The sequence below is a fragment of the Actinomadura sp. KC06 genome (assembly GCF_004348735.1).
Lineage (GTDB): Bacteria > Actinomycetota > Actinomycetes > Streptosporangiales > Streptosporangiaceae > Spirillospora.
In genome coordinates, this window is sequence record NZ_SMKT01000030.1 from 23,012 (window position 1) to 44,778 (window position 21,767).

21 protein-coding genes are annotated in these 21,767 nt (G+C 73.1%); 10 read left to right on the top strand and 11 right to left on the bottom strand.

All coding sequences use genetic code 11. From position 1 onward, the window contains the following. The first annotated feature begins 78 nt into the window (after positions 1–78). A complete protein-coding gene (locus tag E1287_RS12700) occupies positions 79–996 on the top strand; it encodes a class I SAM-dependent methyltransferase (RefSeq protein WP_131965103.1) in 918 nt (305 codons plus the stop codon). A 4-nt stretch (positions 997–1,000) separates the two neighbouring features. On the opposite strand, the gene E1287_RS12705 is transcribed toward E1287_RS12700, so the two are convergent. From E1287_RS12705 to E1287_RS12715, 3 genes are all read right to left on the bottom strand, one after another. Continuing rightward, a complete protein-coding gene (locus E1287_RS12705; RefSeq protein ID WP_131965104.1) occupies positions 1,001–1,681 on the bottom strand; it encodes a hypothetical protein in 681 nt (226 codons plus the stop codon). A 127-nt stretch (positions 1,682–1,808) separates the two neighbouring features. Then, positions 1,809–2,648, bottom strand: a complete 840-nt coding sequence (locus E1287_RS12710) for a serine protease (protein WP_131965105.1) — start codon at positions 2,646–2,648, stop codon at positions 1,809–1,811. Positions 2,649–2,739: 91 nt separating this feature from the next. Further along, positions 2,740–3,171: an SRPBCC family protein gene (locus E1287_RS12715; RefSeq protein ID WP_165968979.1), complete on the bottom strand. Its 432-nt coding sequence runs from the start codon at positions 3,169–3,171 to the stop codon at positions 2,740–2,742. 49 nt (positions 3,172–3,220) lie between these two features. On the opposite strand from E1287_RS12715, the gene E1287_RS12720 reads away from it, so the two are divergent. After that, positions 3,221–3,781, top strand: a complete 561-nt coding sequence (locus E1287_RS12720) for a TetR/AcrR family transcriptional regulator (RefSeq protein ID WP_165968980.1) — start codon at positions 3,221–3,223, stop codon at positions 3,779–3,781. Here E1287_RS12720 and E1287_RS12725 read toward each other — a convergent pair. The 3 genes from E1287_RS12725 to E1287_RS12735 are packed head-to-tail and all read right to left on the bottom strand — an operon-like array spanning position 3,778 to position 8,035. Next, a complete protein-coding gene (locus E1287_RS12725; protein WP_131965108.1) occupies positions 3,778–5,145 on the bottom strand; it encodes an amidase in 1,368 nt (455 codons plus the stop codon). The two genes, E1287_RS12720 and E1287_RS12725, sit on opposite strands and share 4 nt — an antisense overlap. A gap of 29 nt (positions 5,146–5,174) precedes the next feature. Continuing rightward, complete coding sequence (locus E1287_RS12730) at positions 5,175–6,818, bottom strand: amidohydrolase (RefSeq protein WP_131965109.1); 1,644 nt, start codon at positions 6,816–6,818, stop codon at positions 5,175–5,177. Continuing rightward, complete coding sequence (locus tag E1287_RS12735) at positions 6,815–8,035, bottom strand: hypothetical protein (protein WP_131965110.1); 1,221 nt, start codon at positions 8,033–8,035, stop codon at positions 6,815–6,817. Before E1287_RS12735 ends, E1287_RS12730 begins: the two co-directional genes overlap by 4 nt. A 152-nt stretch (positions 8,036–8,187) precedes the next feature. Here E1287_RS12735 and E1287_RS12740 point away from each other — a divergent pair, with 152 nt between their 5' ends. After that, entirely contained in the window at positions 8,188–9,279 is a 1,092-nt protein-coding gene (locus E1287_RS12740) for a substrate-binding domain-containing protein (protein ID WP_207934174.1), read from the top strand. 28 nt (positions 9,280–9,307) lie between these two features. Here E1287_RS12740 and E1287_RS12745 read toward each other — a convergent pair whose 3' ends face one another. Beyond that, positions 9,308–10,795 (bottom strand): hypothetical protein, encoded by a 1,488-nt coding sequence (locus E1287_RS12745; RefSeq protein WP_131965111.1) that lies wholly within the window; start codon positions 10,793–10,795, stop codon positions 9,308–9,310. Positions 10,796–10,898: 103 nt separating this feature from the next. On the opposite strand from E1287_RS12745, the gene E1287_RS12750 reads away from it, so the two are divergent. Next, a complete protein-coding gene (locus tag E1287_RS12750; RefSeq protein ID WP_131965112.1) occupies positions 10,899–11,687 on the top strand; it encodes an SAM-dependent methyltransferase in 789 nt (262 codons plus the stop codon). 15 nt (positions 11,688–11,702) lie between these two features. Here the strand turns inward: E1287_RS12750 and E1287_RS12755 are convergent, their stop codons facing one another. After that, positions 11,703–12,707, bottom strand: coding sequence for a helix-turn-helix domain-containing protein (locus E1287_RS12755; protein WP_131965113.1), 1,005 nt, complete (start codon positions 12,705–12,707; stop codon positions 11,703–11,705). A gap of 58 nt (positions 12,708–12,765) precedes the next feature. On the opposite strand from E1287_RS12755, the gene E1287_RS12760 reads away from it, so the two are divergent. Together E1287_RS12760 and E1287_RS12765 are read left to right on the top strand one after the other, a co-directional pair. Beyond that, entirely contained in the window at positions 12,766–13,956 is a 1,191-nt protein-coding gene (locus E1287_RS12760) for an MFS transporter (RefSeq protein WP_131965114.1), read from the top strand. Between the two features lie 285 nt (positions 13,957–14,241). Further along, complete coding sequence (locus E1287_RS12765) at positions 14,242–14,745, top strand: lytic polysaccharide monooxygenase auxiliary activity family 9 protein (RefSeq protein WP_131965115.1); 504 nt, start codon at positions 14,242–14,244, stop codon at positions 14,743–14,745. 186 nt (positions 14,746–14,931) lie between these two features. On the opposite strand, the gene E1287_RS12770 is transcribed toward E1287_RS12765, so the two are convergent. Next, entirely contained in the window at positions 14,932–15,435 is a 504-nt protein-coding gene (locus tag E1287_RS12770) for a GNAT family N-acetyltransferase (RefSeq protein WP_165968981.1), read from the bottom strand. Between the two features lie 95 nt (positions 15,436–15,530). On the opposite strand from E1287_RS12770, the gene E1287_RS12775 reads away from it, so the two are divergent. Next, positions 15,531–16,475, top strand: coding sequence for an intradiol ring-cleavage dioxygenase (locus E1287_RS12775; RefSeq protein WP_131965117.1), 945 nt, complete (start codon positions 15,531–15,533; stop codon positions 16,473–16,475). Positions 16,476–16,477: 2 nt separating this feature from the next. After that, entirely contained in the window at positions 16,478–17,557 is a 1,080-nt protein-coding gene (locus tag E1287_RS12780) for a maleylacetate reductase (protein WP_131965145.1), read from the top strand. On the opposite strand, the gene E1287_RS12785 is transcribed toward E1287_RS12780, so the two are convergent. Together E1287_RS12785 and E1287_RS12790 are read right to left on the bottom strand one after the other, a co-directional pair. Continuing rightward, positions 17,496–18,662: a HAMP domain-containing sensor histidine kinase gene (locus E1287_RS12785; RefSeq protein WP_131965118.1), complete on the bottom strand. Its 1,167-nt coding sequence runs from the start codon at positions 18,660–18,662 to the stop codon at positions 17,496–17,498. The genes E1287_RS12780 and E1287_RS12785 overlap by 62 nt on opposite strands. Then, a complete protein-coding gene (locus E1287_RS12790) occupies positions 18,659–19,321 on the bottom strand; it encodes a response regulator transcription factor (protein WP_131965119.1) in 663 nt (220 codons plus the stop codon). The genes E1287_RS12785 and E1287_RS12790 overlap by 4 nt, the downstream gene beginning before the upstream one ends. Positions 19,322–19,483: 162 nt before the next feature. On the opposite strand from E1287_RS12790, the gene E1287_RS12795 reads away from it, so the two are divergent. Together E1287_RS12795 and E1287_RS12800 are read left to right on the top strand one after the other, a co-directional pair. After that, positions 19,484–20,995, top strand: a complete 1,512-nt coding sequence (locus tag E1287_RS12795) for an ABC transporter permease subunit (RefSeq protein WP_131965120.1) — start codon at positions 19,484–19,486, stop codon at positions 20,993–20,995. Continuing rightward, on the top strand, positions 20,992–21,765 hold the full coding sequence (locus E1287_RS12800) for an ABC transporter permease (RefSeq protein ID WP_131965121.1): 774 nt from the start codon (positions 20,992–20,994) through the stop codon (positions 21,763–21,765). Before E1287_RS12795 ends, E1287_RS12800 begins: the two co-directional genes overlap by 4 nt. The last annotated feature ends 2 nt before the right edge of the window (positions 21,766–21,767 follow it).

Below are 21,767 nucleotides of genomic sequence, written 5' to 3' on the forward strand. Positions count from 1 at the left end.
CCCCGCTACCCCCTATCATGGCGGCTCCCGGATCCCGCCAATCCGGCAGCGTCGTACCAACCTGGAGCTGTTACCCGCATGACCAGGCAAGAGACCGCGCCCCCCGCGCCCCCCGCCGCCCTCGAAGACGTCAAAGGATGGTTCCCCAAGATCGACCAGATGCTGTTCACCTGGTTCCTGGAGCGCCAGGAGCGCCTCGGGGAGACCGGCGACCTGGTGGAGCTCGGCTCCTACCTCGGCAAGAGCGCGATCCTCATGGGCCGCCACCGGCGCGACGGCGAGAGGTTCACCGTCTGCGACCTCTTCGACTCCGAGGCCCCGGACGACTCCAACCAGGCCGAGATGAACGGGTCGTACGCCACCCTGACCCGCACCGCCTTCGAGTCCAACTACCGCGCCTTCCACGACCGGCTGCCCGAGATCATCCAGGCGCCGACGTCGGTGATCCTCGACCACGTCGAGCCCGAGACCTGCCGCTTCGTGCACGTCGACGCGTCCCACCTCTACGAGCACGTGGCCGGCGACATCCAGGCCGCGCACGTCATGCTGCCCGCCGGCGGCATCATCGTGTGCGACGACTACCGGTCCGAGCACACCCCCGGCGTCTCCGCCGCCGTCTGGGAGGCGGTGGCCGTGGACGGGCTGCGCCCGATCTGCGTCACCACCCAGAAGCTCTACGGCACCTGGGGCGACGTCGGAACGGTGCAGGACGAGCTGCTGGAGTGGCTGGCGGCGCAGGACAACGTCTGGCACGAGGTCCAGCAGGTCGCCGGACGCCGCCTCCTCCGCGTCAAGGGGAGGTGGGCGCCGTCGAGCGAGGTCCAGCGGCTGAAGGAGCGGCTCGCCAAGTCACAGGACAAGCTGGCCCGCACGGAGGACCGCCTCGCCCGCGCACGCGACGAGCTCGCCTCCGTCCGCAACTCGGTCAGCTTCAAGGTCGGCCGGTCGGTCACCGCGCTGCCCCGAGCCGTCCGCCGCCGGAACCCCGGCTCGTAGCGGCCTACTTGTCGGCGAAGGAGCAGTCGGGCGGCATGTCCGGCGGCTGGAAGTCACCGGACGGCAACCGCAGCGGCGCGTCCTTCACGGTGTAGCCCTTCAGCCATTTGCCGAACGGGCCGGGGCTGTTCTCGCTGAACGGCGCCGGCCCGGTGCCCATCTGCTGGCAGTGCGGGAACACGACGCCCCACGAGAACCCCATCCGGTCGTACCGGTGGCCGAGCGGCGACTGGTAGAACGTCAGGTTCGCGCGCTTCTGGTTCGGCGGGACGGGGCCCTGCGCGTCGTCCTGCCGGATCCCGGACACGACCGCCACCGGCCCGGACGCCATCACGTAGTCGACCTTGATCCAGCCCCAGTGGTGCTTGGACGGCCCGCCGGGGACGTCCGGCGAGTAGTGGTCGAACTTCACCGTGCCGCGCGCGGCGCCCATGACCATCTTGCCGTCGACGAACTTCCACGGGCCGCCGTGCGCGTCCACGATGAACCGCCGGTACGGGTACTCGCGGTCGCCCGGGTACTTGAGCCACGCGTCCCCGGTCACGTGGGCCTCCTCGGCGGCCGGCGGCGCGCCGGGGTGTTTCGCCGGCGCGCCGCCGTCCGCCGCTGCGCTTCCGCCCGCCGCCGTCACGACCACGCCGAGCGTGGCGAGCCCGGCGACCAGTGCACGTCTTTTCCGCGACATGTGGATCCCCTTTCGCGGACGTCCTTCGTCCGCTCCCACACGTTCGCAGCGCCGCGCCGGGTTGATCTTCCCCCGCGCGGCGGAGTCCACTAGCCCGCGGGACGGATTGTCGCGCCGTCCGCAGGGCCTAGGCGGCCGGAGAGATCACGCTCTCGATCCAGGCGCGGTGCACGGTCACGTCGGTGTAGATGCCCATGCCCGTCCTGCAGTCGGGGAACTGCGGCGGGTCGTCGGGATTCTGGGGGAGCACCTCGACCCGGCTGAACGCGCCGATGAGCCGCCAGCCGTCCGCGGTCCGGCGCAGCATGGGCCCGCCCGAGTCGCCGAAGCAGGGGCCGGTGGCCGTTTCCTGGTTCCCGGTGCAGACCTCGGAGTCGGGGTCGATGGGCGCCTGGACGTTCACGCAGGACGCGGGCGCACGTACCGCCGAATCGAGCTGCTGCAGCACTTCAGGGGTGCCTTCGTCGCCGCAGAAGATGCCGACCTGCGTGCATCCCCAGCCCAGCAGCCGGGCCGGAGTTCCGACGGGCTGGCGGACGTCCAGGGCCACCGGCGCGTCCGCGACCGGCTCGTCGAGCTTGACGAGCGCGATGTCGAATCGCGCGGGGCTGCCTTCGGGGTGCAGGACGATCCGTTCGGCCTGGCGGGCGCTGCCGCCGCTGTCCAGGCGGAGGCTCCCGACGCGGAGCCGGAGTTCCTCGGGCTGCCTGCCCCTGACGCAGTGCAGGGCGGTGACGACCCAGTCGGCGGTGAGCAGGCTGCCCCCGCAGAAGTGCCCCGACTGGACGGTCTGCAGCGACACCATGAACGAGTACGGTTCGGGGGCGTCGACACCGCCGATGATCATGGGGGAGACGGTGCCGTCCGGCGACGGCGGCCGGGGCTCGGCGAGCGCTGCCGGCGCGGATAAGCCGAGCCAGAGCAGCGCCGCGACGGACGCGATCAGTGTCGAGTAGAGGGTGCGCACGGTGCTTGTCCTTCCGGTGCGGGCGGCGCGACCGGAGACGGGGAGCGGGGGGACGCGCCGCCGAGGATGATCATTACGCACCTTGATCGTGTCACAGCGCGGCGCGCGCCGCCTCCCGCTCCAGGTTGTCGAGGACGAGCTCGATCACGACGTCGTGCTGCCGCCGGATCAGCAGCGGCCACAGCAGCCGGAACATCCCCCCGGTGCGGCCCTTGAGCTCGTGCCGGACGAGCGTGCCGCCGTCCCGCTCGGTCAGCGTGAAGCCGTGCCCCTCGCTGAGCTGCTTGCCGGTGTCGAACCAGAGCCTGCGACCGGGCTCGACCGCCCCGACGTGGTAGCGCAGCGAGGAGTGCTCGACCGGGGCGCCGGGGACGAGCCCCTCGGGCAGCCGGAAGGACCCGTGGCCCTCCGGCCACAGACGGTCGTCGTCGGAGCCGATCGTGGTGAGCAGCTCCCAGATCCGCCCTGGCTCGGCGCGGACGAAGCGTTCGTGCATGTTGTAGACCATGATCCGACCTTCCATACGGTGGCGTATGTTCTCACCGTACGCTGCCGTATGGAAGGGTGGCAATGTGACGCGACTGACAGCCGACGACTGGGCCAGGGCCGCGCTGGACGCTCTCGCCGGCGGGGGCCTCGCCGCCGTCGCGGTGGAGCCGCTCGCCGTCCGGCTGGGCGCGACGAAGGGCAGCTTCTACTGGCACTTCCGCAACCGCCGCGCGCTGCTGGAGGCCGCGCTCGCGCTCTGGGAGCGCGACACCGAGACCGTGATCGCCGAGCTGGACGAGATCGGCGACCCCGCGCGGCGGATGCGGACCCTGCTGGAGGGCGCCCTCTCCGATCCCGTCGACGCCGGGATCTCCTTCCGCCTGATCAGCGAGGCCGACGACCCGGTGGTCGCGGAGGTGGCCCGGCGGGTGAGCGTCCGGCGCCTCGGCTACATGCAGGCGTCGCTGGAGCGGCTCGGCGTCCCGCCCGGCCTCGCCCGCCGCCGCGTCGTCGCCGGGTACGGCATCTACCTCGGCATCGCCGCCCTCCGCAGGATCGGCGCGACGGACGAGCCCCCGGCCTCGTTCATCGACCAGGCCATGACCGAGATGGGCATCCCCGCCGGCCCCGCGGACGGGGCCTAGCCCAGGGCCTCCAGACCGGCGGCCACCGACAGGAGGCGCTGCTCGTCGTAGTGGCGGCCGATGAGCTGCACCCCGGCGGGACGGCCCGCGGGCGCGGTCCCAGGCGGGACGGAGATCGCCGGGTGCCCGGTGTGGTTGGCGAGGGACGTCAGCCGGACCATCGCGGCCACGGCGTCCTCGGGACGCCCGTCCAGGTCCACCTCCGTCCGGCCCATCTCGGGCGGGTCGATCGCCATCGTCGGCAGGGCGATGACGTCCACCCCGGACAGGGCCGCGTCGACCTTGGCGCGCAGGACGGGACGGCCGCGCTGCGCGGTCAGGTACTCCTCGGTGGTGACGGCCGCGCCCGCGGCGATCCCGTCCCTCATCGGCGCGTTGTAGCGGTTCTCGGACGCCCCGAACCGGCGCAGGTGGTAGGCGGCCATCTCGGCGGACAGCACCGGCCAGTGGACGCCCTTGACCTCCTCCTGATCGGGCAGCTCGATCCGGAGGACCTCGGCGCCCGCGTCCGCCGCGGCGGCGAGCGCGGTGCGGAAGTCCGCGAGCAGGTGCGGGTCGGCGACGCTCAGGTACTCGTCCGACGGGATCCCGATGCGCATCCCGCCGAGCCCGGCCGCCGGGCCGGAGCCGTTGGCCCCGATGCCGAAGCCGGAGCCGCCGGTGACGCCGCTGAGCAGGACGCCGAACATCGCCGCGACGTCCGCGACCGTCCGGCCGATCGGCCCGGCGTGGTCGAGCGACCAGGCCAGCGGGATGATCCCGTCGGTTGGGAGCAGGCCGTAGGTGGGCTTGAGCCCGACGACCGCGCAGCACGCCGCCGGGATCCGGACGCTGCCGCCGGTGTCGGTGCCGATGGCCGCGAAGCACATCCCGGCCCGCACGGCCGCCGCCGACCCGCCGCTGGAGCCGCCCGCCGTCCGGGTCCGGTCGAACGGGTTGCGGGCGGGGCCGAGCGTGGTGAGCGCGAACTCGTCCATGGAGGTCGTGCCGACGATCACGGCGCCGGCCTCCTTGAGCGCGCTGACCAGGGTCGCGTCGCGGTCGGCGTACTGCCCCGCGAGGACGCGGGAGCCCGCGTCCTGCGGCATCCCGGCCATCGCGACCATGCTCTTGACGGCGATCGGGACGCCGTCGAGCGGGCCGAGCGAGGCCCCGGCGGACAGCCGCGCGGCCGCCGCCTTCGCCTCCTCGCGGGCCTGCTCGACGCGCAGGTGCGCGAACGCGCGCAGCCCGTCGTCGCCGGTGTCGCGCTCGATCGAGGCGAGCGCGGCCTCGACGGCGTCCACCGGGGTGGTCTCCCCGGCGTCGTACATGGTGCGCAGGCCGCGGATCGTGCGGCCGTCCTCCGGCGCGGTGGTGGACATCGGGACCTCCTAGGTCGTTGCGGTACGGGTCATCCGGCGTGCCACACCTGGCGGCCGCCGACCCATGTGGACAGCACCGGGATCTCCGCCAGCGCCTCGGGCTCGGTGCGCAGCGGGTCCTCGCCGAGGACGGTGAAGTCGGCGAGGCGGCCCACGGCGATCCGGCCCTTGTCGTGCTGCTCGCCGGACGCCGCGGCCGACCCGGTCGTGTAGACCTCCAGCGCCTGGTACGGGGTGAGCCGCTCGTCCTGGCCGAGGACGGTGCCGTCCTGGGCGCGGCGTGTGGTCAGCGACTGCAGGGCGTACAGCGGTTCCAGCGGCCCGCACGGGTAGTCCGATGAGCCCGCCACGGTGATCCCGGCGTCGCGGAAGGTGCGGTGCGGGCTGATCCGCGCGGCGCGCTCGCGCCCGTAGTGGCCGACGAGATTGCGGCCGTGGTAGGAGATGAACGCGCCGAAGGGCACCGGGATCACGCCCAGCGCGCGGATCCGCGCCACCAGCCCGGGATCGACCACCGAGCAGTGCTCGATGCGGTGGGTCTGGCCGGGGCGCGGGGGAGTGGCGGCGATCGCGGCGTCCATCGCGTCCAGGACCTTGGAGATCGCGAGGTCGCCGTTGGCGTGCACCGCCAGGCGGCTGCCCGCCGCGTGCACCCGGTGGACGACCTCGGCGATCTCCTCGTCCGGCATGACCTGGATGCCGGCGGTGCGCTCGCCGAGCGCGCCCATGTAGGGCGTCCGGCACAGGCAGGTGCCGCCGGAGACCGCGCCGTCGGTCATCATCTTCACGCCGTTGAAGCGCAGCGTCGTGTCGCCGAACCCGGTGCGCATGCCCAGCGCCCGCGCCGGCTCGAAGAACTCATACCACAGCAGCATCCCGACCCGCGTGGTCAGCGCGCCGGCGTCGCGTGCGGCCTGGTAGAGCGCCCAGTCGGCGGGATGGACCATCGCGTCGGTCACCGAGGTGATCCCGACCGAGTTCATCCGGGTGAGCATCCGGCGCAGTGACTCGACCCGGGCCTCCATCGTCGGCTGCGGGACGAGCGGGGGCCGCGAGCCGTGCCCGAGGTAGCCCTCCATCCAGGCCCGCTCGTACAGCACGCCCGTCAGCCGCCCGCCTTGGGCGGCGCCGTCGCGCACCAGCTCGCCGCCGACCGGGTCGGGCGTGTCCTCGGCGTATCCGGCGGCGGCCAGCGCCCGGGAGTTGGCGACGGCGCCGTGGTAGGAGTAGTGGATGATCAGCACGGGGTGCCGCTCGGAGACCTGGTCGAGCAGCGTCCGGTTCACGCTGCGGCCGTCCTCGGTGCGGGAGAGGTCGAAGTTGTGCCCGACCACCCATTCGCCCTCGGGCGTGACGGCCGCCCGCTCGGCCAGCGCCCGCCGCACCTGCTCGGCGCTGCCGGTCACGGTCGGCGCCAGGTCCACGTACAGGCCGCCGTCGGCCAGCACCGAGGGGTGGGCGTGCGCGTCGTCGAGCCCGGGCAGCATCACCCCGCCGCCGAGGTCGACGTCCTGGGCGCCGGGGAACCGGTCGCGCAGGTCGCGCCGCGCGCCCACGGCCACGACGCGCTCGCCGAGGACGGCGACCGCCTCGGGCTCGTCGCCGTTCATGGTGATGATCCGGCGGGCCGAGAAGATCCTGGCCTGGTCGGTGGGACGGGTGTGCGGGCTCATAGGAGTCCCGCCGAGTCGAGCAGCTTGAGCACGGGCACTCCGATCGTGGTGATGACGGTCATCGACATGACGCTGCCGATGAACGGATGGAAGTCGGCGGGCAGCCGCGCGGCGATCGCGCGGGCGAGCGGTGGCCCCACGGCGGCCCCGGTGACGGCGGCGAAAAGGATCACCGGCCAGCCGCCCTCCATGACGATCACGGCCGCCGGGGCGAAGGACACCACCGGGACGAACGTCGGGTACCAGCCGTGCCGGTGCCATTCCCCGGCCCACAGCCACACGCCGAGGACGGCGGTGAGGATCTGCGCGGTGAGCAGGTCGGGGAACACCCCGCTGCCGTAGGCCGGGCCGGTCGTGTTGACGGCCCAGGCCAGCACCGCCCCGCCGACCAGGCCGAGGGACGCCCACTCGTTCCCGTAGAACTGCGCCTCGCTGAAGTCGGCCAACGCCCTGCGCGGCAGCCACCACTTCGGCAGCCCGTCACTATCGCCGGGGGGACGGTCGGGAACCGGGTCGGGCTCGGCGTCGACGCCCTCGCCGGCCGGGCCTTCCGGCGGTGGCGGCGGGAGGATCATCCAGGGCAGCCCCCGGCAGATCAGGAACGCGAGCAGCGCGCCCACCCACATGCCGGTGACGTTCCCGACGACCGCCGGAAGATCCAGCGGCGTGCAGATGTGCTCGACGACGAGGATCGACACCGGCGTGGTGAGCACCGTGCCCAGCCCGGCGGCGGTCAGCGCGACCCGCCAGCCCGCCCCGTAGACGAGGACGACCGAGGGCGCCACCGACACGAACGGGACGAACGTCGGCTGCCAGAGGTCGGGCGCGAGCGTCCAGCCCCACATCAGGTTGGACAGCAGCAGCGAGAGCCCGGCCGCGGCCAGCAGCCAGGGCCACAGGCCGGTGCCGTAGGCGATGTCGAAGCCCCTGGCCCGGAGCCTGCGCCGCGCCGCGTAGTGCGCGGCGGCGGCGAACAGCAGCAGCCCGATCCCGCCGAGCGAGGTCTTGTAGAACTGCGCCTCGTTGGTGTCGCCGAGGATCCACAGGACCCATTCGCCGATCCCGCGCCCCGCCGGGCTCGCCGCCTCCGGCGCGGTGCTCGGCAGCCCGTCCTCCACGGCCCGCATGACGAGGTTGAGCAGCACGGCCCCGCCGCAGACGAGCAGCAGCTGGGTCACCAGCCGCGACCGACGCGGTGCGATCACTTCGGTCGCCATGGGTGTGACCTCCCTGGACGGGGCCGGCCGGATGCCGGCCGGCATGCGCAAACGTTTGGCTATAACGTTTGCTCAATGAGAAACTGCTAGCCTGGACGCTGTCAAGAGCCGGTCCGAGGAAATCGGCCGGCGAGGGTGGCCAGGGAAAACAGGTGGTCTTGCAAGGGGCGAGAGACGGGAAGGCCGCCGATCCAGAGCCGGAAGGGCCCGAGGGGTCCGCGGCGTCCGGCGGGCGGGCGACGCTGAAGACGATCGCCGAACTCACCGGGCTGCACGTGTCCACGGTCTCCCGGGTGCTCAACGGCACCACCAGCGGCGCGCGGGCCGCCTCGGCCGCGACCGCCGAGCGGGTCCGGCAGGTGGCGCGGGAGGTCGGCTACGTGCCCGACATCCAGGCGGCCGGGCTGCGGCGGCAGAGCTCCCGGCTCCTCGGCGTCATGATGGCCCGGCTGACCGACCAGGTGCTCGCCTCGATCTACGAGGGCGTCGAGCGTTCGGCGTCCCGGCACGGCTTCCACACGATGGTCAGCAACTCCTGGGACGACCCCGCCACCCGGCAGGCCCACATCTCGATGCTGCTGTCCCGCCGCGTCGACGCGATGATCTTCGGTGACGCGCATGTGGACGGGGCGTTCCTCGCCGACTTCGCCGCGCACGGCGTCCCGTTCGTGCTGGTCAACCGGCGGGCGGGCGACCATCCCTCGGTCACCTGCGACGACCTGGAGGGCGGCCGGCTCGCCGCCGAGCACCTCTACGCGCTCGGGCACCGCCGGGTGGGCGTGGTGGCCGGGCTGCCGTACGCCGCCAACGGCATCGACCGCACGACCGCGTTCACCCGCTACTTCGCCGAGCGCGGCCACCCCGTGCCGGGGGAGTGCGTCGTCCACGCGAGCTTCGACGCGGCCGGGGGCGCGCTGGCGGCCGAGCGGCTGCTGGACCGCACGCCCCACCCGTCGGCGATCTTCGCGGTGAGCGACTTCGCCGCCATCGGCGTGCTCGGCGTGCTCCGCGAGCGCGGCCTGCGCGCCGGACGGGACGTCGCCGTCGTCGGCTTCAACGACGTGCCCATCGCCGCGCAGCTCACGATCCCGCTCAGCAGCGTCCGCAACCCGATGTACGACGTCGGCGCGCAGGGCGTCGACCTCCTCGTCCGCATGATGCGCGGCGAGCCCCCCGAGCGCATCACGCTGGCCCCGGAACTGCGGGTGCGCGAGTCGAGCGCGTCCCCCTACACCGGCGCCTGACCGGCCGCTCCCGCTCCGGGCCCGCGGGCTAGGCCGGGTTCAGGTCGACCGCCTTCGGCGGGGTGGCGTTGCCGGCGAGGTCGTACCCGATCGCGCAGTACCGCCACGCCTGGGTCTTGGCGAGGAACGCGGGGAAGCGCCGGTACGGCTGGTATCCGGCCGGGTCGGCGCAGTCGATCGCGTCCGGGGCGCCGTACTTGATGTCGTAGTGGACGATCTCGAAGATCCGGTAGATCGGCTCCACGGCCCACTGGTCGCCGAGATCGCGCGCACTCACCACCGGCGGGACGGTCGGCGGGGTGTCGTCCACCTGCACGGTCGTGAACGAGGCGAACCGGACCGGCACCCACTCCGAGCCCTGGCCGCTGATCACGCACAGGACGTAGAAGTCCTCCCGGGCCGGAAGCGGGTCGTCGATCGCCGGCCTGTCGCCGATGGCGAACGGGCGGCCGTAGCCCGCGGGGTTCCGGCAGTCGGTCCGGCCGAGCGGGCCGGTCTTGATCCGCGCGTGCGTCCGGCCGTTGGCGTCGAGCGTCGCGTCCCACCTGGCCTTTTCCGATGGGACGGCGACCCTGGTGTCCGACGGCGCCGCGCCCAGCCCCGGGTCGAGCCGGCAGGTCGGAGCGCCGAGGTCGTCGAGCGGGCAGCCGGACAGCGGGGCGACACCGATCGCGTACGAGGTGCCAGGACGGATCGCCACGCCGCCGGGCCCGATCTCGCAGGGCCGCCCCAGCTTGCACACCCCCGTCACACTGCTCTCGACGGTCGTGTTGAGCACCGCCACGACCCGCCGCCCGTCCCGCTGGACGACCAGCCCGCCGGACGAGCCGCCAGCGACGCCCGCGCAGTCGTTGGGGGAGGCCCCGTGCCAGATCCAGGGCGACTCGGCCACGTCGGTACGCGCGGCGCTGCGGCATTGGGAGCGGCGGAGGTACTGCTGGTCGTCCGGCAGGCCGTCCACGGGCGCGTGCACCACGTCGATGGCCGCGCCCTCTGGCGGCGGAGCCGAAGAGATCTCCAGCGGACGGACGTCGATGGCTGCCAGATCCCCGTAGCTCGCGGCCAGTTCGGCGACGGCGAGATCGACGCCCTTCATGGTGGCGTACCGGATCGAGGCGATCGGGAACGACCGGTGCTGATCGACGGTGTCGACGTAGTAGGCCGGGGTGAACGTCCAGTCTCCGGGCGCGTCCACGCCGGTGCGGACCTCGTTGGCCGAGAACCGCCCGACGCAGTGCCCGGCCGTGAGGACCAGCGCGCGGGCCTCTGGGTTCGGGCCGCGGGCCGCCGTCGTGCCGTGGCCGGGCGGGGAGATCAGTGTCGCCGTGCACCGGCTCGACGCATTCAGCCGTCCGACCGGCCTGAAGCGCTCCGCCCCCGGATCGGTGGACCGTAACAGCGGGGCTTCGTGCTCTGCGGGCGCTGCCGCCGCCGCGCCGCCCGGCACGGCGCCGCCCGGCACCGCGCCGATCGCGACGGCGAGGATCACCGCCGTCCGGAGGATTCGTCTGCGCATCCGTCATCCCTCCATGCGACCGGCGCCCGGCCGGGGCCTCGCCGCGCTTGATCGACTTCGCCGACAGATTAGACCTTTCGCGCTGATTGGGTAGGTGTCTCCCATGGAGCCGAAGGACAAGATCGACACCACCGTGCCGCATTCGGCGCGCGTCTGGAACTTCCTGCTGGGCGGCACCGACAACTTCCCGGTGGACCGGCGGGCCGGCGAGCAGGTCATCTCCGTCTTCCGGGGGATGGTCGACATGGCCCAGCAGTCCCGGCAGATGCTGCGCAGGGTGGTGCGGTACCTGGTGGGCGAGGCGGGCGTCGACCAGTTCCTGGACATCGGCACCGGACTGCCCACCGTGGACAACACCCATGAGGTGGCGCAGCGGCTCGTCCCGCGGGCCCGGATCGTCTACGTCGACAACGACCCCCTCGTCCTGACGCACGCCAAGGCGCTGCTGACCAGCACCCCCGAGGGCGTCACCGACTACATCGAGGCGGACGTGCACGACCCCGACGCGATCCTGGCCGAGGCCGCCCGCACCCTCGACCTCGACAGGCCGGTCGGGCTGATGCTGATGGGCATCCTGGGTCTGGTCAGCGATTTCGACGAGGCGCGGTCGATCGTGGCGCGGCTCATGGCGGCGCTGCCGTCCGGCAGCTACCTCGCCGTCTACGACGGCACCGACCGCGACCCGGCCTACACCCAGGCGATCAGGGCCTACAACGCGGGCAGCGGCGCCGCCCCGTACAACCCGCGCGGCCAGGAGCAGATCGCCCGCTATTTCGACGGGCTGGACCTGGTCGATCCCGGCGTCGTCCCGGTGACGGAATGGCGGCCCGATCCCGGGCATGAGAACGTCCCCGAGGTGTCGTGCTCCGGCGGCGTCGCCCGCAAGCCCTGACCTCGTGCGGCGCCCTCATGTCGTCTGCGCCGCCACGAGGGTGTCGCCCGCGTCCGTCCGGTAGTAGAGGACGGATCGTCCCGCCCTGCGGCGGTCGATCAGGCGGGCGTCGAGCAGCACCTTGAGATGGCGGCCGACGGAGCCGAGCCCCTGACCGGTCAGCGCCACAAGCTGCGTCGTGCTCAGCGGCGTCGCGAGCAGCACGAGGACGCTCGCCCGCGCGGAGCCGAGCAGCCGTTCGAGCGCTTCGGGCACGGCGGCGGCGTCGGCCCCCAACCCGGCCCTCGACCCGGCCCCGGCCAGGGGACCCGAGCAGGGATAGACGATCATGTACCGGTCGGGGTCCGGCTCCTCCCACGCCACCCAGCCCTTGCGCGGTGTGACCGGGGCGAACAGCAGCCGCGCGCCGGAGATGTCGCGCGGCGGGAAGTCGTGCACGTTGATCTGCAGGCGGCCGTCGCCGAGCCAGCGCATCCCGGGGCGCATGTCGTCCAGCGCGGCGGCCCATCCGCCCCGGCTCAGCTGCCCGGCCCGCGCGACCGCGTCGGCCTCGATGACGCGGCGGCGGCGGTCCCAGTCCGGCTCGACGGTGTGCGTCCACACCCATTCCAGCAGCCCGGCGAGCCGTTCGGCCACGTCGGGGCGGCGCAGCTCGGCGGGCAGCGGGCGGCCGAGCGAGACCTCCAGGTCGGCGTGCGCCCGCTCGGGCGGCGTCCGGCGGACGGTCGCGAGCTCCTCGTGGAACGCCGGCGATCCGGCGGCCGGATGCGGCGGCGTGAGGAAGTCGGCGGTCCACTTGGTCGTGACGCCGAGGGCGGCGTCCAGCAGCGCGGCGGTGACCGGCTCCCGCCGGAGCAGCCGCCGGTACGCGGCCAGATGGGCGTCGAGCCACGCGGCCTCACCGGGGTGCGCGGCGGCGCCCGACGCCAGGAGGCGCAGGGACGCGGTGGCCTCCGCCAGCGCCGAGACCACGAACCGGCCGCCCGCGAGCGTGTCCGCGTTGATCAGCCACCAGCCCATGTTCCGCCTCCCTGCGAAACATTACCGGCGCCGTCCCGGATGTCCGGAGCCTTGGATCATGCGCACGTATGGGGATCTGTTCCGCGCCCCCGAGTACACGCCGCTCTTCGCCACGGTCACGATCCAGATGTCCGCCCAGACGATCGGTGCGCTGGCGCTCGGCACGCTCGTGTACGACGCGACCCGGTCGCCGCTGCTGTCGGCGCTGAGCATGTTCGGCGGCTCGTTCGCCCAGATGATCGGTGCGCTGACCCTCCTGTCGGCCGCCGACCGCCTCCCGCCCCGGACGGCCCTGGCCTGCATGGCCTTGGTCTTCAGCGCGGGCACGGCCGTCCTCGCCATTCCCGGCCTGCCGCTGGTGGCGCTGTTCGTGATCGTGCTGGGGCTCGGCCTGGTCGCGTCGCTCAGCGGCGGCGTCCGCTACGGCCTGCTGAGCGAGATCCTTCCCGAGGACGGGTACCTCCTCGGCCGCTCGGTCCTGAACATGGCCGTGGGGACGATGCAGATCTGCGGTTTCGCGGCCGGCGGCGTCCTGGTCGTCGCGCTCTCGCCGCGGGGCGCGCTGCTCACCGGGGCCGTGCTCTATCTGCTCACCGCGGTGACGGCGCTCGCCGGGCTGAGCCGGCGCCCGCCCCGGGCCGCCGGCCGTCCGAGCCTCGCCCTGACCTGGCGCACCAACGCGCACCTGCTCTCCTCCACGCCGCGCCTCTACACCTACCTCGCGATGTGGGTGCCGAACGGCCTGATCGTCGGCTGCGAGGCGCTCTTCGTCTCCTACTCCCCGCATCACGCGGGGCTCCTGCTCGCCGTGGCGGCCGTAGGGATGCTGATCGGCGACACCGTTACGGGACGGTTCGTCCCGCATCGCCTCCGCGAACGCCTCGGCCCGGCGCTGCGCCTCCTGCTGGCCGCCCCGTACCTGCTGTTCGCCGTGGACCCGCCGCTGCCGCTCGGATCGGCGGCCGTCCTCCTCGCCTCCATCGGCTACGCCGCGACACTGCTCCTTCAAGAACGCCTCATGGCCCTGACCCCGATCTCCATGCACGGCCACGCCCTGGGGCTGCAGGCGTCCGGCATGCTCACCATGCAGGGCGTCGGCGCGGCCCTGGCGGGCGGCGCGGCGCAGGTGACATCCCCGGCGACCGCGATGGCGATCATGGCCGCCGCCTCGGTGGCCGTCACCCTCGCGCTCGCCCCCGGCCTGCGCCCCCTTCCCGCCGGGCCCGGACTCCGCGAATCACCCCGGTAGGCAGAAGTTGCCGATCGATCGCCCGAAAGTCGGGAGAGTCTGACGATTATTTCGCGGGCCGAGAAGTGGTTCGGTCGCTGGCCTGCGGGGGCATGTCCCGTGCCAATCCGCGCTCACCAGCGAAGCCTTGCCCCTTATCGGACCCACGGTTAACGTTCAACTATCCAATAGGAAATTTCCTATTGATGGAGTCAACATGCCTCGCTCCCCTCCATCGCCCGCCGATCTAAAAAGGCCCCGCGACAGAAGCCTGATCACCCACCCCGAAAAGCAAGGACCCCCCGCATGAAATCATCAAGGCGCAAGCTCGCCGCCGTCGCGGCCGGCGTGGGAATCGCCCCCCTCGTCGCCGTGGTGCTGCCCGCCACCTCGGCCTACGCCCACGGCTATGTCTCCTCGCCGCTGAGCCGGCAGGCCCAGTGCGCGCAAAGAATCGTCCAGTGCGGACAGATCCAGTGGGAGCCGCAGAGCGTCGAAGGGCCGAAAGGCCTGCAAAGCTGCAGCGGCGGAAACGGCCGGTTCTCCGATCTCGACGACGACAGCAAGCCGTGGCGCGCCACCTCGGTCGGCAACTCGGTGACCTTCTCCTGGACGTTCACCGCCCGCCACGCCACCCGGGACTACGAGTACTTCCTCGGCGGCAGGAGCCTCGGGAAGTTCAGCCCGCAGAGCTCGTCCCACACCGTCAATCTCGGCGGGGTGACCGGCCGGCAGAAGGTGCTGGCGGTCTGGAACATCGCCGACACCGGCAACGCCTTCTACGCCTGTGTCGACCTGCAGGTCCAGTAACACGCGGATCACCTGAATTCCCGAAGGAAGTGAAAGGGCACCCGGTGTCCTGACCTCCTCGGCACGGTGCTGCTCGCGACGGGTGCGCTGCCGACCGTCCTGCCGATGTCACCGTTCACTCTCGCGAACGGCACCGAGTCGAGGCGAACGAAATTGCCCGCCTCCGCGCCGAACCGCCCGCGCCGATTAGCGGAGCCGTTTACCGAAGATGATGCCCTGCCGCTGGTATCCCATCCGGCGTTCATAGAACGGAACCGATACCGGGCTGGCGGCGTAAGTGTCCAAGGTGATCAGGTGCGCTTCTCGCGCCCTGGCCCACTGCTCCACCGCCGTCATCAGACCCGCCCCGGCCCCGGACCGCCAATGGCCGCGCTGAACGGCGAGCGCGTTGACGAAGACCCGGGGCTGCGCGAGTTCCCGGACGAGCTGGCGATCCGCGTCCTCATGCGGCTCCATGAACGCCGCGCCGACAAAGCCGACCGCTTCCCCGCCGAGGTCGGCCACCCGGACGAATCTGTCCTCGTCGTCGGTCAGCAGCTTGCCCTCAAGCCAGGCGTCCAGGCCGTCGCGGTTCGGCGACCGGAACGACTCCGGATTGATCTCCTGGTAGAACTCGGCGAAATCGCACCACGCCACCGCGACCCCCGCGCCGTCGCCGGGTTGCGGAGCACGAATCCGAAACTCGATCACGACTCCAGTCTCCGCCATCCGCGCCCCTGCCCCTGCCCCGTGCCCGTGGCCGGTACGGTGGCCGTCGGCGATCCGGGCGCCGCGGAAGGAGCGAGATGTCGGACGACGCACCAGACCCCGCCGCCGGCCCGGCGCATCCGCCCTCGTCCGAGCTGTTCAGCGAGGAGCGGTCGGCGGACGTGGTCGCCGCCAGTTTCGCCGCCACTCCCGACCCGCGTCTGCGGCAGGTCATGACCTCCCTCGTGCGGCATCTGCACGACTTCGTCAAGGACGTCGAGCTGACCGAACGGGAGTGGGCCGCGGCGATCGAGTTCCTCACCGCGACCGGGCAGGCGTGCACCAGCACCCGGCAGGAGTTCATCCTGCTCTCCGACGTGCTCGGCGCCTCGATGCTGGTCGAGACCCTCAACAACCGGGCGGGCGGCGGGCTGACCGAGTCGACGGTCGAGGGCCCGTTCCACATGGTCGCGTCCCCGCGCCGGGAGCTGGGCGCCGACATCGCCGAGGACGGCAAGGGCGTCCCGTGCCTGGTCACCGGCAGCGTGGCGGGCCCGGACGGACGGCCCGTCCCGGACGCCACGGTCGACGTGTGGCAGGCCAACGACGAGGGCTTCTACGACGTGCAGCAACCCGGCGTCCAGCCGGACCTGAACCTGCGCGGGCTGTTCACCGCGGACGGCGAGGGAAGGTTCTGGTTCCGCTCGATCGTCCCCCGCCACTACCCGATCCCGCAGGACGGCCCGGTCGGGCGGCTGCTGGAGGCGACGGCCCGGCACGCGAACCGGCCCGCGCACATCCACTTCGAGGTGTCGGCGCCCGGCTACCGCACCGTGACCACCCACCTGTTCGTCGCCGGGACGCCGTTCATCGACTCCGACGCCGTGTTCGGGGTCAAGCCCAGCCTCGTGCGCGAGTTCCCCACCGTCGACGACCCCGAGCGCGCGGCGGCCGCCGGACTGCCCAACCCGTTCCGCACGGTGAACTTCGACGTCGTCCTCCGCCCCGACACCGAAACCGGCACCGCCGACCGGGAAGCGTGAGCATGGTCCAGGCCGCCTTCTCCTACGACGCGCTTCCGATGCGGGTGCGCTTCGGGTCCGGCGTCGTCGCGTCCGTCCCCGAGGAGGTCGACCGGCTGGGCGCGCGGCGCGCTCTGGTGCTCTGCTCACCGGGGCGGCGCGCGACCGCGGAGACCATCGCGGACGCGCTCGGCGAGCGATCCGCCGGAGTGTTCGCCGAAGCGCGCATGCACGTCCCGGTCGAGATCGCGCGGCGCGCCCGCGACCGCGCCGCCGGGCTCGGCGCCGACTGCTGCGTGGCGGTCGGCGGGGGATCGGCCGTCGGCCTGGCGAAGGCCGTCGCGCTGGAGCACGGCCTGCCGGTGATCGCCGTCCCGACGACCTACTCGGGCTCGGAGATGACCGCCGTCTGGGGCCTCACCGAGAACGGCCGCAAACGGACCGGGAAGGACCCGCGGGTGCTGCCCGCGAGCGTCCTGTACGACCCGGAACTCACCTTCGGGCTCCCGGTCGGCATGTCGGTGACCAGCGGATTCAACGCCGTCGCCCACGCGGTCGAGGCGCTCTACGCACCCGACCGCTCCCCGGTCGTCTCGCTGATGGCCCAGGAGGGCGTGCGCGCGATGACCCAGGGGCTCCCCGCCGTGTTCGCCGACGGCCGCGACCCCGGCGCCCGCACCACGGCGCTGTACGCGTCCTGGCTGTGCGGCGCAGCGCTCGGCGCGACGACCATGTCCCTGCACCACAAGCTGTGCCACGCCCTCGGCGGGACGCTCGACCTCCCGCACGCGGCGACCCACACCGTGGTGCTGCCGCACGTCCTCACCTACAACCAGCCCGCCGCCCCCGAGGCGACCGAAGCCCTGGCACGAGCGCTGGACGCGGACGACCCCGCCCGCCGCCTCTGGGACCTCGCGGGTTCCCTGGACGCGCCGCGTTCGCTGCACGGGCTCGGCATGGCGGAGAGCGACATCGAACCCATCTGCGAGCAGGTCGTGAACGCCCCGTCCGCGAACCCCGCACCCGTCACCCGCGACGGCGTCACGCGCCTGCTCCGGGCCGCCTGGAGCGGGGAGGCCCCGCCGTTCCCGCGCCGGGCGTGACGCCGCCGGTCCCGTCCGCGAACCGGACCGTGACGGAAAGCCCGCCTTCGGGACGTGCGGTGGTCATGAGCGTGGCGTGGTGGGCATGGGCGACGGCGTTGACGATGGCGAGGCCGATGCCGTAGCCGTCGCGACGGCCGTCCCGGGCGGGCGCCAGCCTCTGGAAGGGCTGGAAGAGGCGCTGGACCTGGTCGTCGGGGATGACGGGCCCGGTGTTGGCGACCGTCAGCAACGCCTGCGCACCAGAGGTCTGCGTGGTGATCCGCAGGTGCCCCGCCGCGTGGTTGTGGCGGATGGCGTTGTCGATGAGGTTCGCGACGAGGCTCTCGACCAGTCCCGGATCCCCGGCCGTCAGCGCCGGCGCGAGGTGTTCGGCGAGGCCGATGCCCTTCTCCGCCGCATGGTCGCGGCGGGAGGCGAGCACTTCCTCGGTGATCTGGGCGAGGTCGACGGTGTCCCAGCGGGTGACGCCGCGTTCGCTGGTGGCCAGGGCGAGCAGCGCCTGGACGAGCCGCTCCTGGTGCCCGCCGAGCGCGAGCGCCTCCTCGCACGCCGAGCGGAGGGCGCCGGTGTCGGCATCAGGGTCGGCGAGGGCGACCTCAAGGAGGGTGCGTAGGCCGGTGAGAGGGGTGAGCAGCTCGTGGGAGGCGTTGGCGACGAAGTGGCGCTGGGCGTCGAAGGACGCTTGGAGGCGGGCGAACAGGTCGTCCAGGGTGTGGCCGAGCTCGGTCAGCTCGTCCGCGGGTTCGCCGAGGCCGAGGCGCCGGTGGAGGTCTCCGGCGGAGATGCTCCGGGCGGTGGCGGTGATGGCGCGCAGCGGGCGCAGGAACCGTCCGGCGACGAACCAGCCGAGGGCCAGCGCGACGGGAACCAGGACGACCAGGGCGACGGCCGAACCCGCGAGGAGCTGGGCCAGGCCGATCCCGGGCCCGTTCTCGGCGGGCCCGCTCGTCGAAGGCCCGCCTTTGGGCGTGCCCGCGTCGACGCTGGCGAGCGGGACCGCGACGACGACGAGCACGAAGACCCCGGCGGCGTAGACACCGGCCGCGTAGGCGAGCGCGAGCCGCGCCTGCAACGACCTTCTCGCCGGCAGCGGGGCGGTCATGACGGTCCGATGCGGTAGCCGCCTTCGCGGACGGTCTCGATCACGGGCGGGTCGCCGAGCTTCGCCCGCAGCCGGTGCACGGTGTGCTTGACGGCGCTGCTGAACGGGTCGGCGGCCTCGTCCCAGACGCGTTCGAGCAGTTCCTCCGCGGAGACGACCAGGCCAGGCACGGCGAGCAGGCATTCGAGCACGCCGAACTCCCGCGGGCTCAGCTCGAGCCGCCGCCCGGCACGGAACGCGGTGCGGCGGGCCGGGTCGAGCGTGACGTCCCCGCACGCCAGGGTCGGCGGCAGCGGCGGGGAGGCGCGGCGGGCCAGGGCGCGGACGCGGGCGACGAGCTCGGCGAACGCGAACGGCTTGGGCAGGTAGTCGTCGGCGCCGAGGCCCAGCCCGTCGACGCGGTCCTGGACCGTGCCGGACGCGGTGAGCATCAGCACGCGGGTCTCGCGGCGGTCGCCGGCGAGCCGCCGGCAGATCTCGTCCCCGTGGACGCCGGGCAGGTCGCGGTCGAGGACCACGAAGTCGTAGCGGGTGACGGCGAGCCGGTCGAGGGCGTCGGCCCCGTCCAGGACGACGTCGACCGCCATGCCCTCGCGGCGCAGCCCGGTCCCGACGGAGCGCGCCAGGACCTCGAAGTCCTCGACGACGAGGACCCTCACCGCCGCTCGCCCCCGTCCGCCGTGCGGGTAGAGCGGGCGGCGCGGCGGGACCGGCCGCCGGGTCGAGGTGCCATGCCGCCAACGATGCCAGGCCCGAGGTCGCAGCCGGGTCGCGGCCGCCGCGACCCGGACGGAACCGGCCGCCGCGTAGAACCGGGGGCCATGAGTCGAATTCACCGGTCCGGCGGGCGGGACGGCTTCCCCCGGCTGCTGCACGCGGAGTGGACCAAGTTCCGGACGGTCCCCGGATGGGTGACCGGCCTGGTGGCGGCGGCGCTCCTGGTCGTGCTGTTCGCCCTGCTCGCCGGGGTCAGCAGCGATCAGAAAGGCGCGCCGCCCGTCCCGACCGGGCCCGGCGGCGGGCCGGTCACCGACAGCTTCTACTTCGTGCATCGGCCGCTGGCCGGAGACGGCGGCATCACGGTGTCCGTTTCCGCGCTCACGAGCAGCATCCCCACCGGTCCCGCCGAGCTGCGGCCCGGCGGCGTGCCGTGGGCGAAGGCCGGGCTCATCATCAAGGACGGCACCCGCCAGGGATCGCCCTACGCCGCGATCATGGTCACCGGCGGCCACGGCGTGCGGATGCAGCACGGCTACGTCAACGACATCGCGGGCATCCCCAGCCCCGTCTCCGCGGCGTCCCCGCGCCGGCTGCGGCTGGAGCGCTCAGGCGCCACGATCACCGGCTACGCCTCCGCCGACGGTGCGAACTGGACAAAGGTGGGCGCCGTCCAGGTGAGCGGGCTCGGGCCGACCGCGCAGGCCGGGCCGTTCGTCGCGTCCCCGCCTTCCGTGCACGGCAAGAGCACGCGCGGCAGCGTGTCCACGGCCGTCTTCGGGGATCTTCGCGTCCAGGGGCGCTGGACGGGCGGCGGCTGGACGGGCGACCAGATCGGACCCGAATCGCCCACCTTCGCCGGCTACCCGGAGAACACGTCGGGTTCGTTCACCGGCTCTGACGGCCGCTTCACGGTGACCGGCGCCGGGGACATAGCGCCCGCCGTCCGCGAGACCCTGCCGACCGGCGGCACCCTCGGAGAGATCCTCACCGGCACGTTCACCGCGCTGATCGCGGTGATCGTCGTCGGGTCGCTGTTCGTCACCACGGAGTACAGGACGGACCTGATCCATGTCACTCTCGCCGCCAGCCCGCGGCGGCCTCGGGTGCTGATGGCCAAGGCGATCGTGCTGGGAGCCGTCACGTTCGTCACCGGGCTGGCGGGAGCGGCCGCCGCGATTCCGCTCGGCGAGCGGCTCGCCCGGGCCAACGGCGTCTACATCTTCCCGGTGGCCGCTTCGACCGAACTGCGCCTGCAGCTCGGGATCGCGGCGCTGCTCGCGGCAGCTTCGATCCTGGCCCTCTCCATCGGCACGATCCTCCGGCACGGTGCCGGTGCGGTCACCGGCGTCATCGCCGCCGTCGTCCTGCCCTACATCCTGATGGCCATCCCGTTCATGCCGGCGAGCGTGTCGAACTGGCTGGGCCGGGTGACACCGGCGGCGGCCTTCGCCGTCCAGCAGACGCTGGTGGAGCATCACCAGGTCGCGAGCGTCTACACGCCGTCCAACGGCTACTATCCGCTGGCACCGTGGGCCGGGCTCGCCGTTCTGGCCGGTTACGCGCTGGTCAGCCTGGCGGTGGCGGCCGTCCTTCTCCACCGGAGGGACGCATGACACCGGCCCTCCACGCGGAATGGACGAAGCTGCGGACCGTCGCCGCCCCTCGATGGCTGCTGCTCGGCAGCATCGCGGCGACGGTGGCCCTCAGCGCGGCGGTGACGTCGGTGGTGACATGCACGTCCGCGGGCTGCGGCGGCGACGTGACCAGGCTCAGCCTCATCGGCGTCCAGATAGGTCAGGCGCCGGTCGCCGTCCTGGCCGTCCTGGTCATCGCCGGCGAGTACGGGACGGGCATGATCCGGACCACCCTGACGGCGACGCCGCATCGGATCACCGCACTCGCGGCCAAGGCCGTCGTCCTCACCGGCAGCGTGGCCGCGGCCGGGACCGTCGCGGTACTCGGGTCGCTGCTGGCCGGACGGCTCACCCTGCCCGGCCGCGGATTCACGGACGCCCACGGCCACCCCGCCCTGTCCCTGGCCGACGGGCCGACCCTGCGCGCGGCAACCGGGTCGATCCTCTACCTGATCCTGATCGCCCTGTTCAGCCTCGGCGTCGCCACCGTCCTGCGGGACTCCGCGACCGGGATCGGGGTCGTCCTCGGGCTGCTCTACCTCTTCCCCGTCCTCGCCCAGGTGATCGGCGATCCGCACTGGCAGCGGCCGCTGCAGCGGATCGGGCCGAGCGTGGGGCTCGCCGTCCAGGCGACCGGCGACGTCCGCGGCCTGCCCATCGGCCCCTGGGCCGGTCTCGGCGTGACCGCCGGATGGGCCGCCGCGACGCTCACGGCCGCCGCCCTGCTCCTGCACATCCGCGACGCCTAGGC

What these genes read in the sequence shown, in the direction of transcription:
- E1287_RS12700 (WP_131965103.1), top strand. Translation starts at nt 79, where the DNA reads ATGACCAGGCAAGAGACCGCGCCCCCCGCGCCCCCCGCCGCCCTCGAA.
- E1287_RS12705 (WP_131965104.1), bottom strand. Translation starts at nt 1,681, where the DNA reads ATGTCGCGGAAAAGACGTGCACTGGTCGCCGGGCTCGCCACGCTCGGC.
- E1287_RS12715 (WP_165968979.1), bottom strand. Translation starts at nt 3,171, where the DNA reads ATGGAAGGTCGGATCATGGTCTACAACATGCACGAACGCTTCGTCCGC.
- E1287_RS12725 (WP_131965108.1), bottom strand. Translation starts at nt 5,145, where the DNA reads ATGTCCACCACCGCGCCGGAGGACGGCCGCACGATCCGCGGCCTGCGC.
- E1287_RS12730 (WP_131965109.1), bottom strand. Translation starts at nt 6,818, where the DNA reads ATGAGCCCGCACACCCGTCCCACCGACCAGGCCAGGATCTTCTCGGCC.
- E1287_RS12735 (WP_131965110.1), bottom strand. Translation starts at nt 8,035, where the DNA reads ATGGCGACCGAAGTGATCGCACCGCGTCGGTCGCGGCTGGTGACCCAG.
- E1287_RS12745 (WP_131965111.1), bottom strand. Translation starts at nt 10,795, where the DNA reads ATGCGCAGACGAATCCTCCGGACGGCGGTGATCCTCGCCGTCGCGATC.
- E1287_RS12750 (WP_131965112.1), top strand. Translation starts at nt 10,899, where the DNA reads ATGGAGCCGAAGGACAAGATCGACACCACCGTGCCGCATTCGGCGCGC.
- E1287_RS12755 (WP_131965113.1), bottom strand. Translation starts at nt 12,707, where the DNA reads ATGGGCTGGTGGCTGATCAACGCGGACACGCTCGCGGGCGGCCGGTTC.
- E1287_RS12760 (WP_131965114.1), top strand. Translation starts at nt 12,766, where the DNA reads ATGCGCACGTATGGGGATCTGTTCCGCGCCCCCGAGTACACGCCGCTC.
- E1287_RS12765 (WP_131965115.1), top strand. Translation starts at nt 14,242, where the DNA reads ATGAAATCATCAAGGCGCAAGCTCGCCGCCGTCGCGGCCGGCGTGGGA.
- E1287_RS12775 (WP_131965117.1), top strand. Translation starts at nt 15,531, where the DNA reads ATGTCGGACGACGCACCAGACCCCGCCGCCGGCCCGGCGCATCCGCCC.
- E1287_RS12780 (WP_131965145.1), top strand. Translation starts at nt 16,478, where the DNA reads ATGGTCCAGGCCGCCTTCTCCTACGACGCGCTTCCGATGCGGGTGCGC.
- E1287_RS12785 (WP_131965118.1), bottom strand. Translation starts at nt 18,662, where the DNA reads ATGACCGCCCCGCTGCCGGCGAGAAGGTCGTTGCAGGCGCGGCTCGCG.
- E1287_RS12795 (WP_131965120.1), top strand. Translation starts at nt 19,484, where the DNA reads ATGAGTCGAATTCACCGGTCCGGCGGGCGGGACGGCTTCCCCCGGCTG.
- E1287_RS12800 (WP_131965121.1), top strand. Translation starts at nt 20,992, where the DNA reads ATGACACCGGCCCTCCACGCGGAATGGACGAAGCTGCGGACCGTCGCC.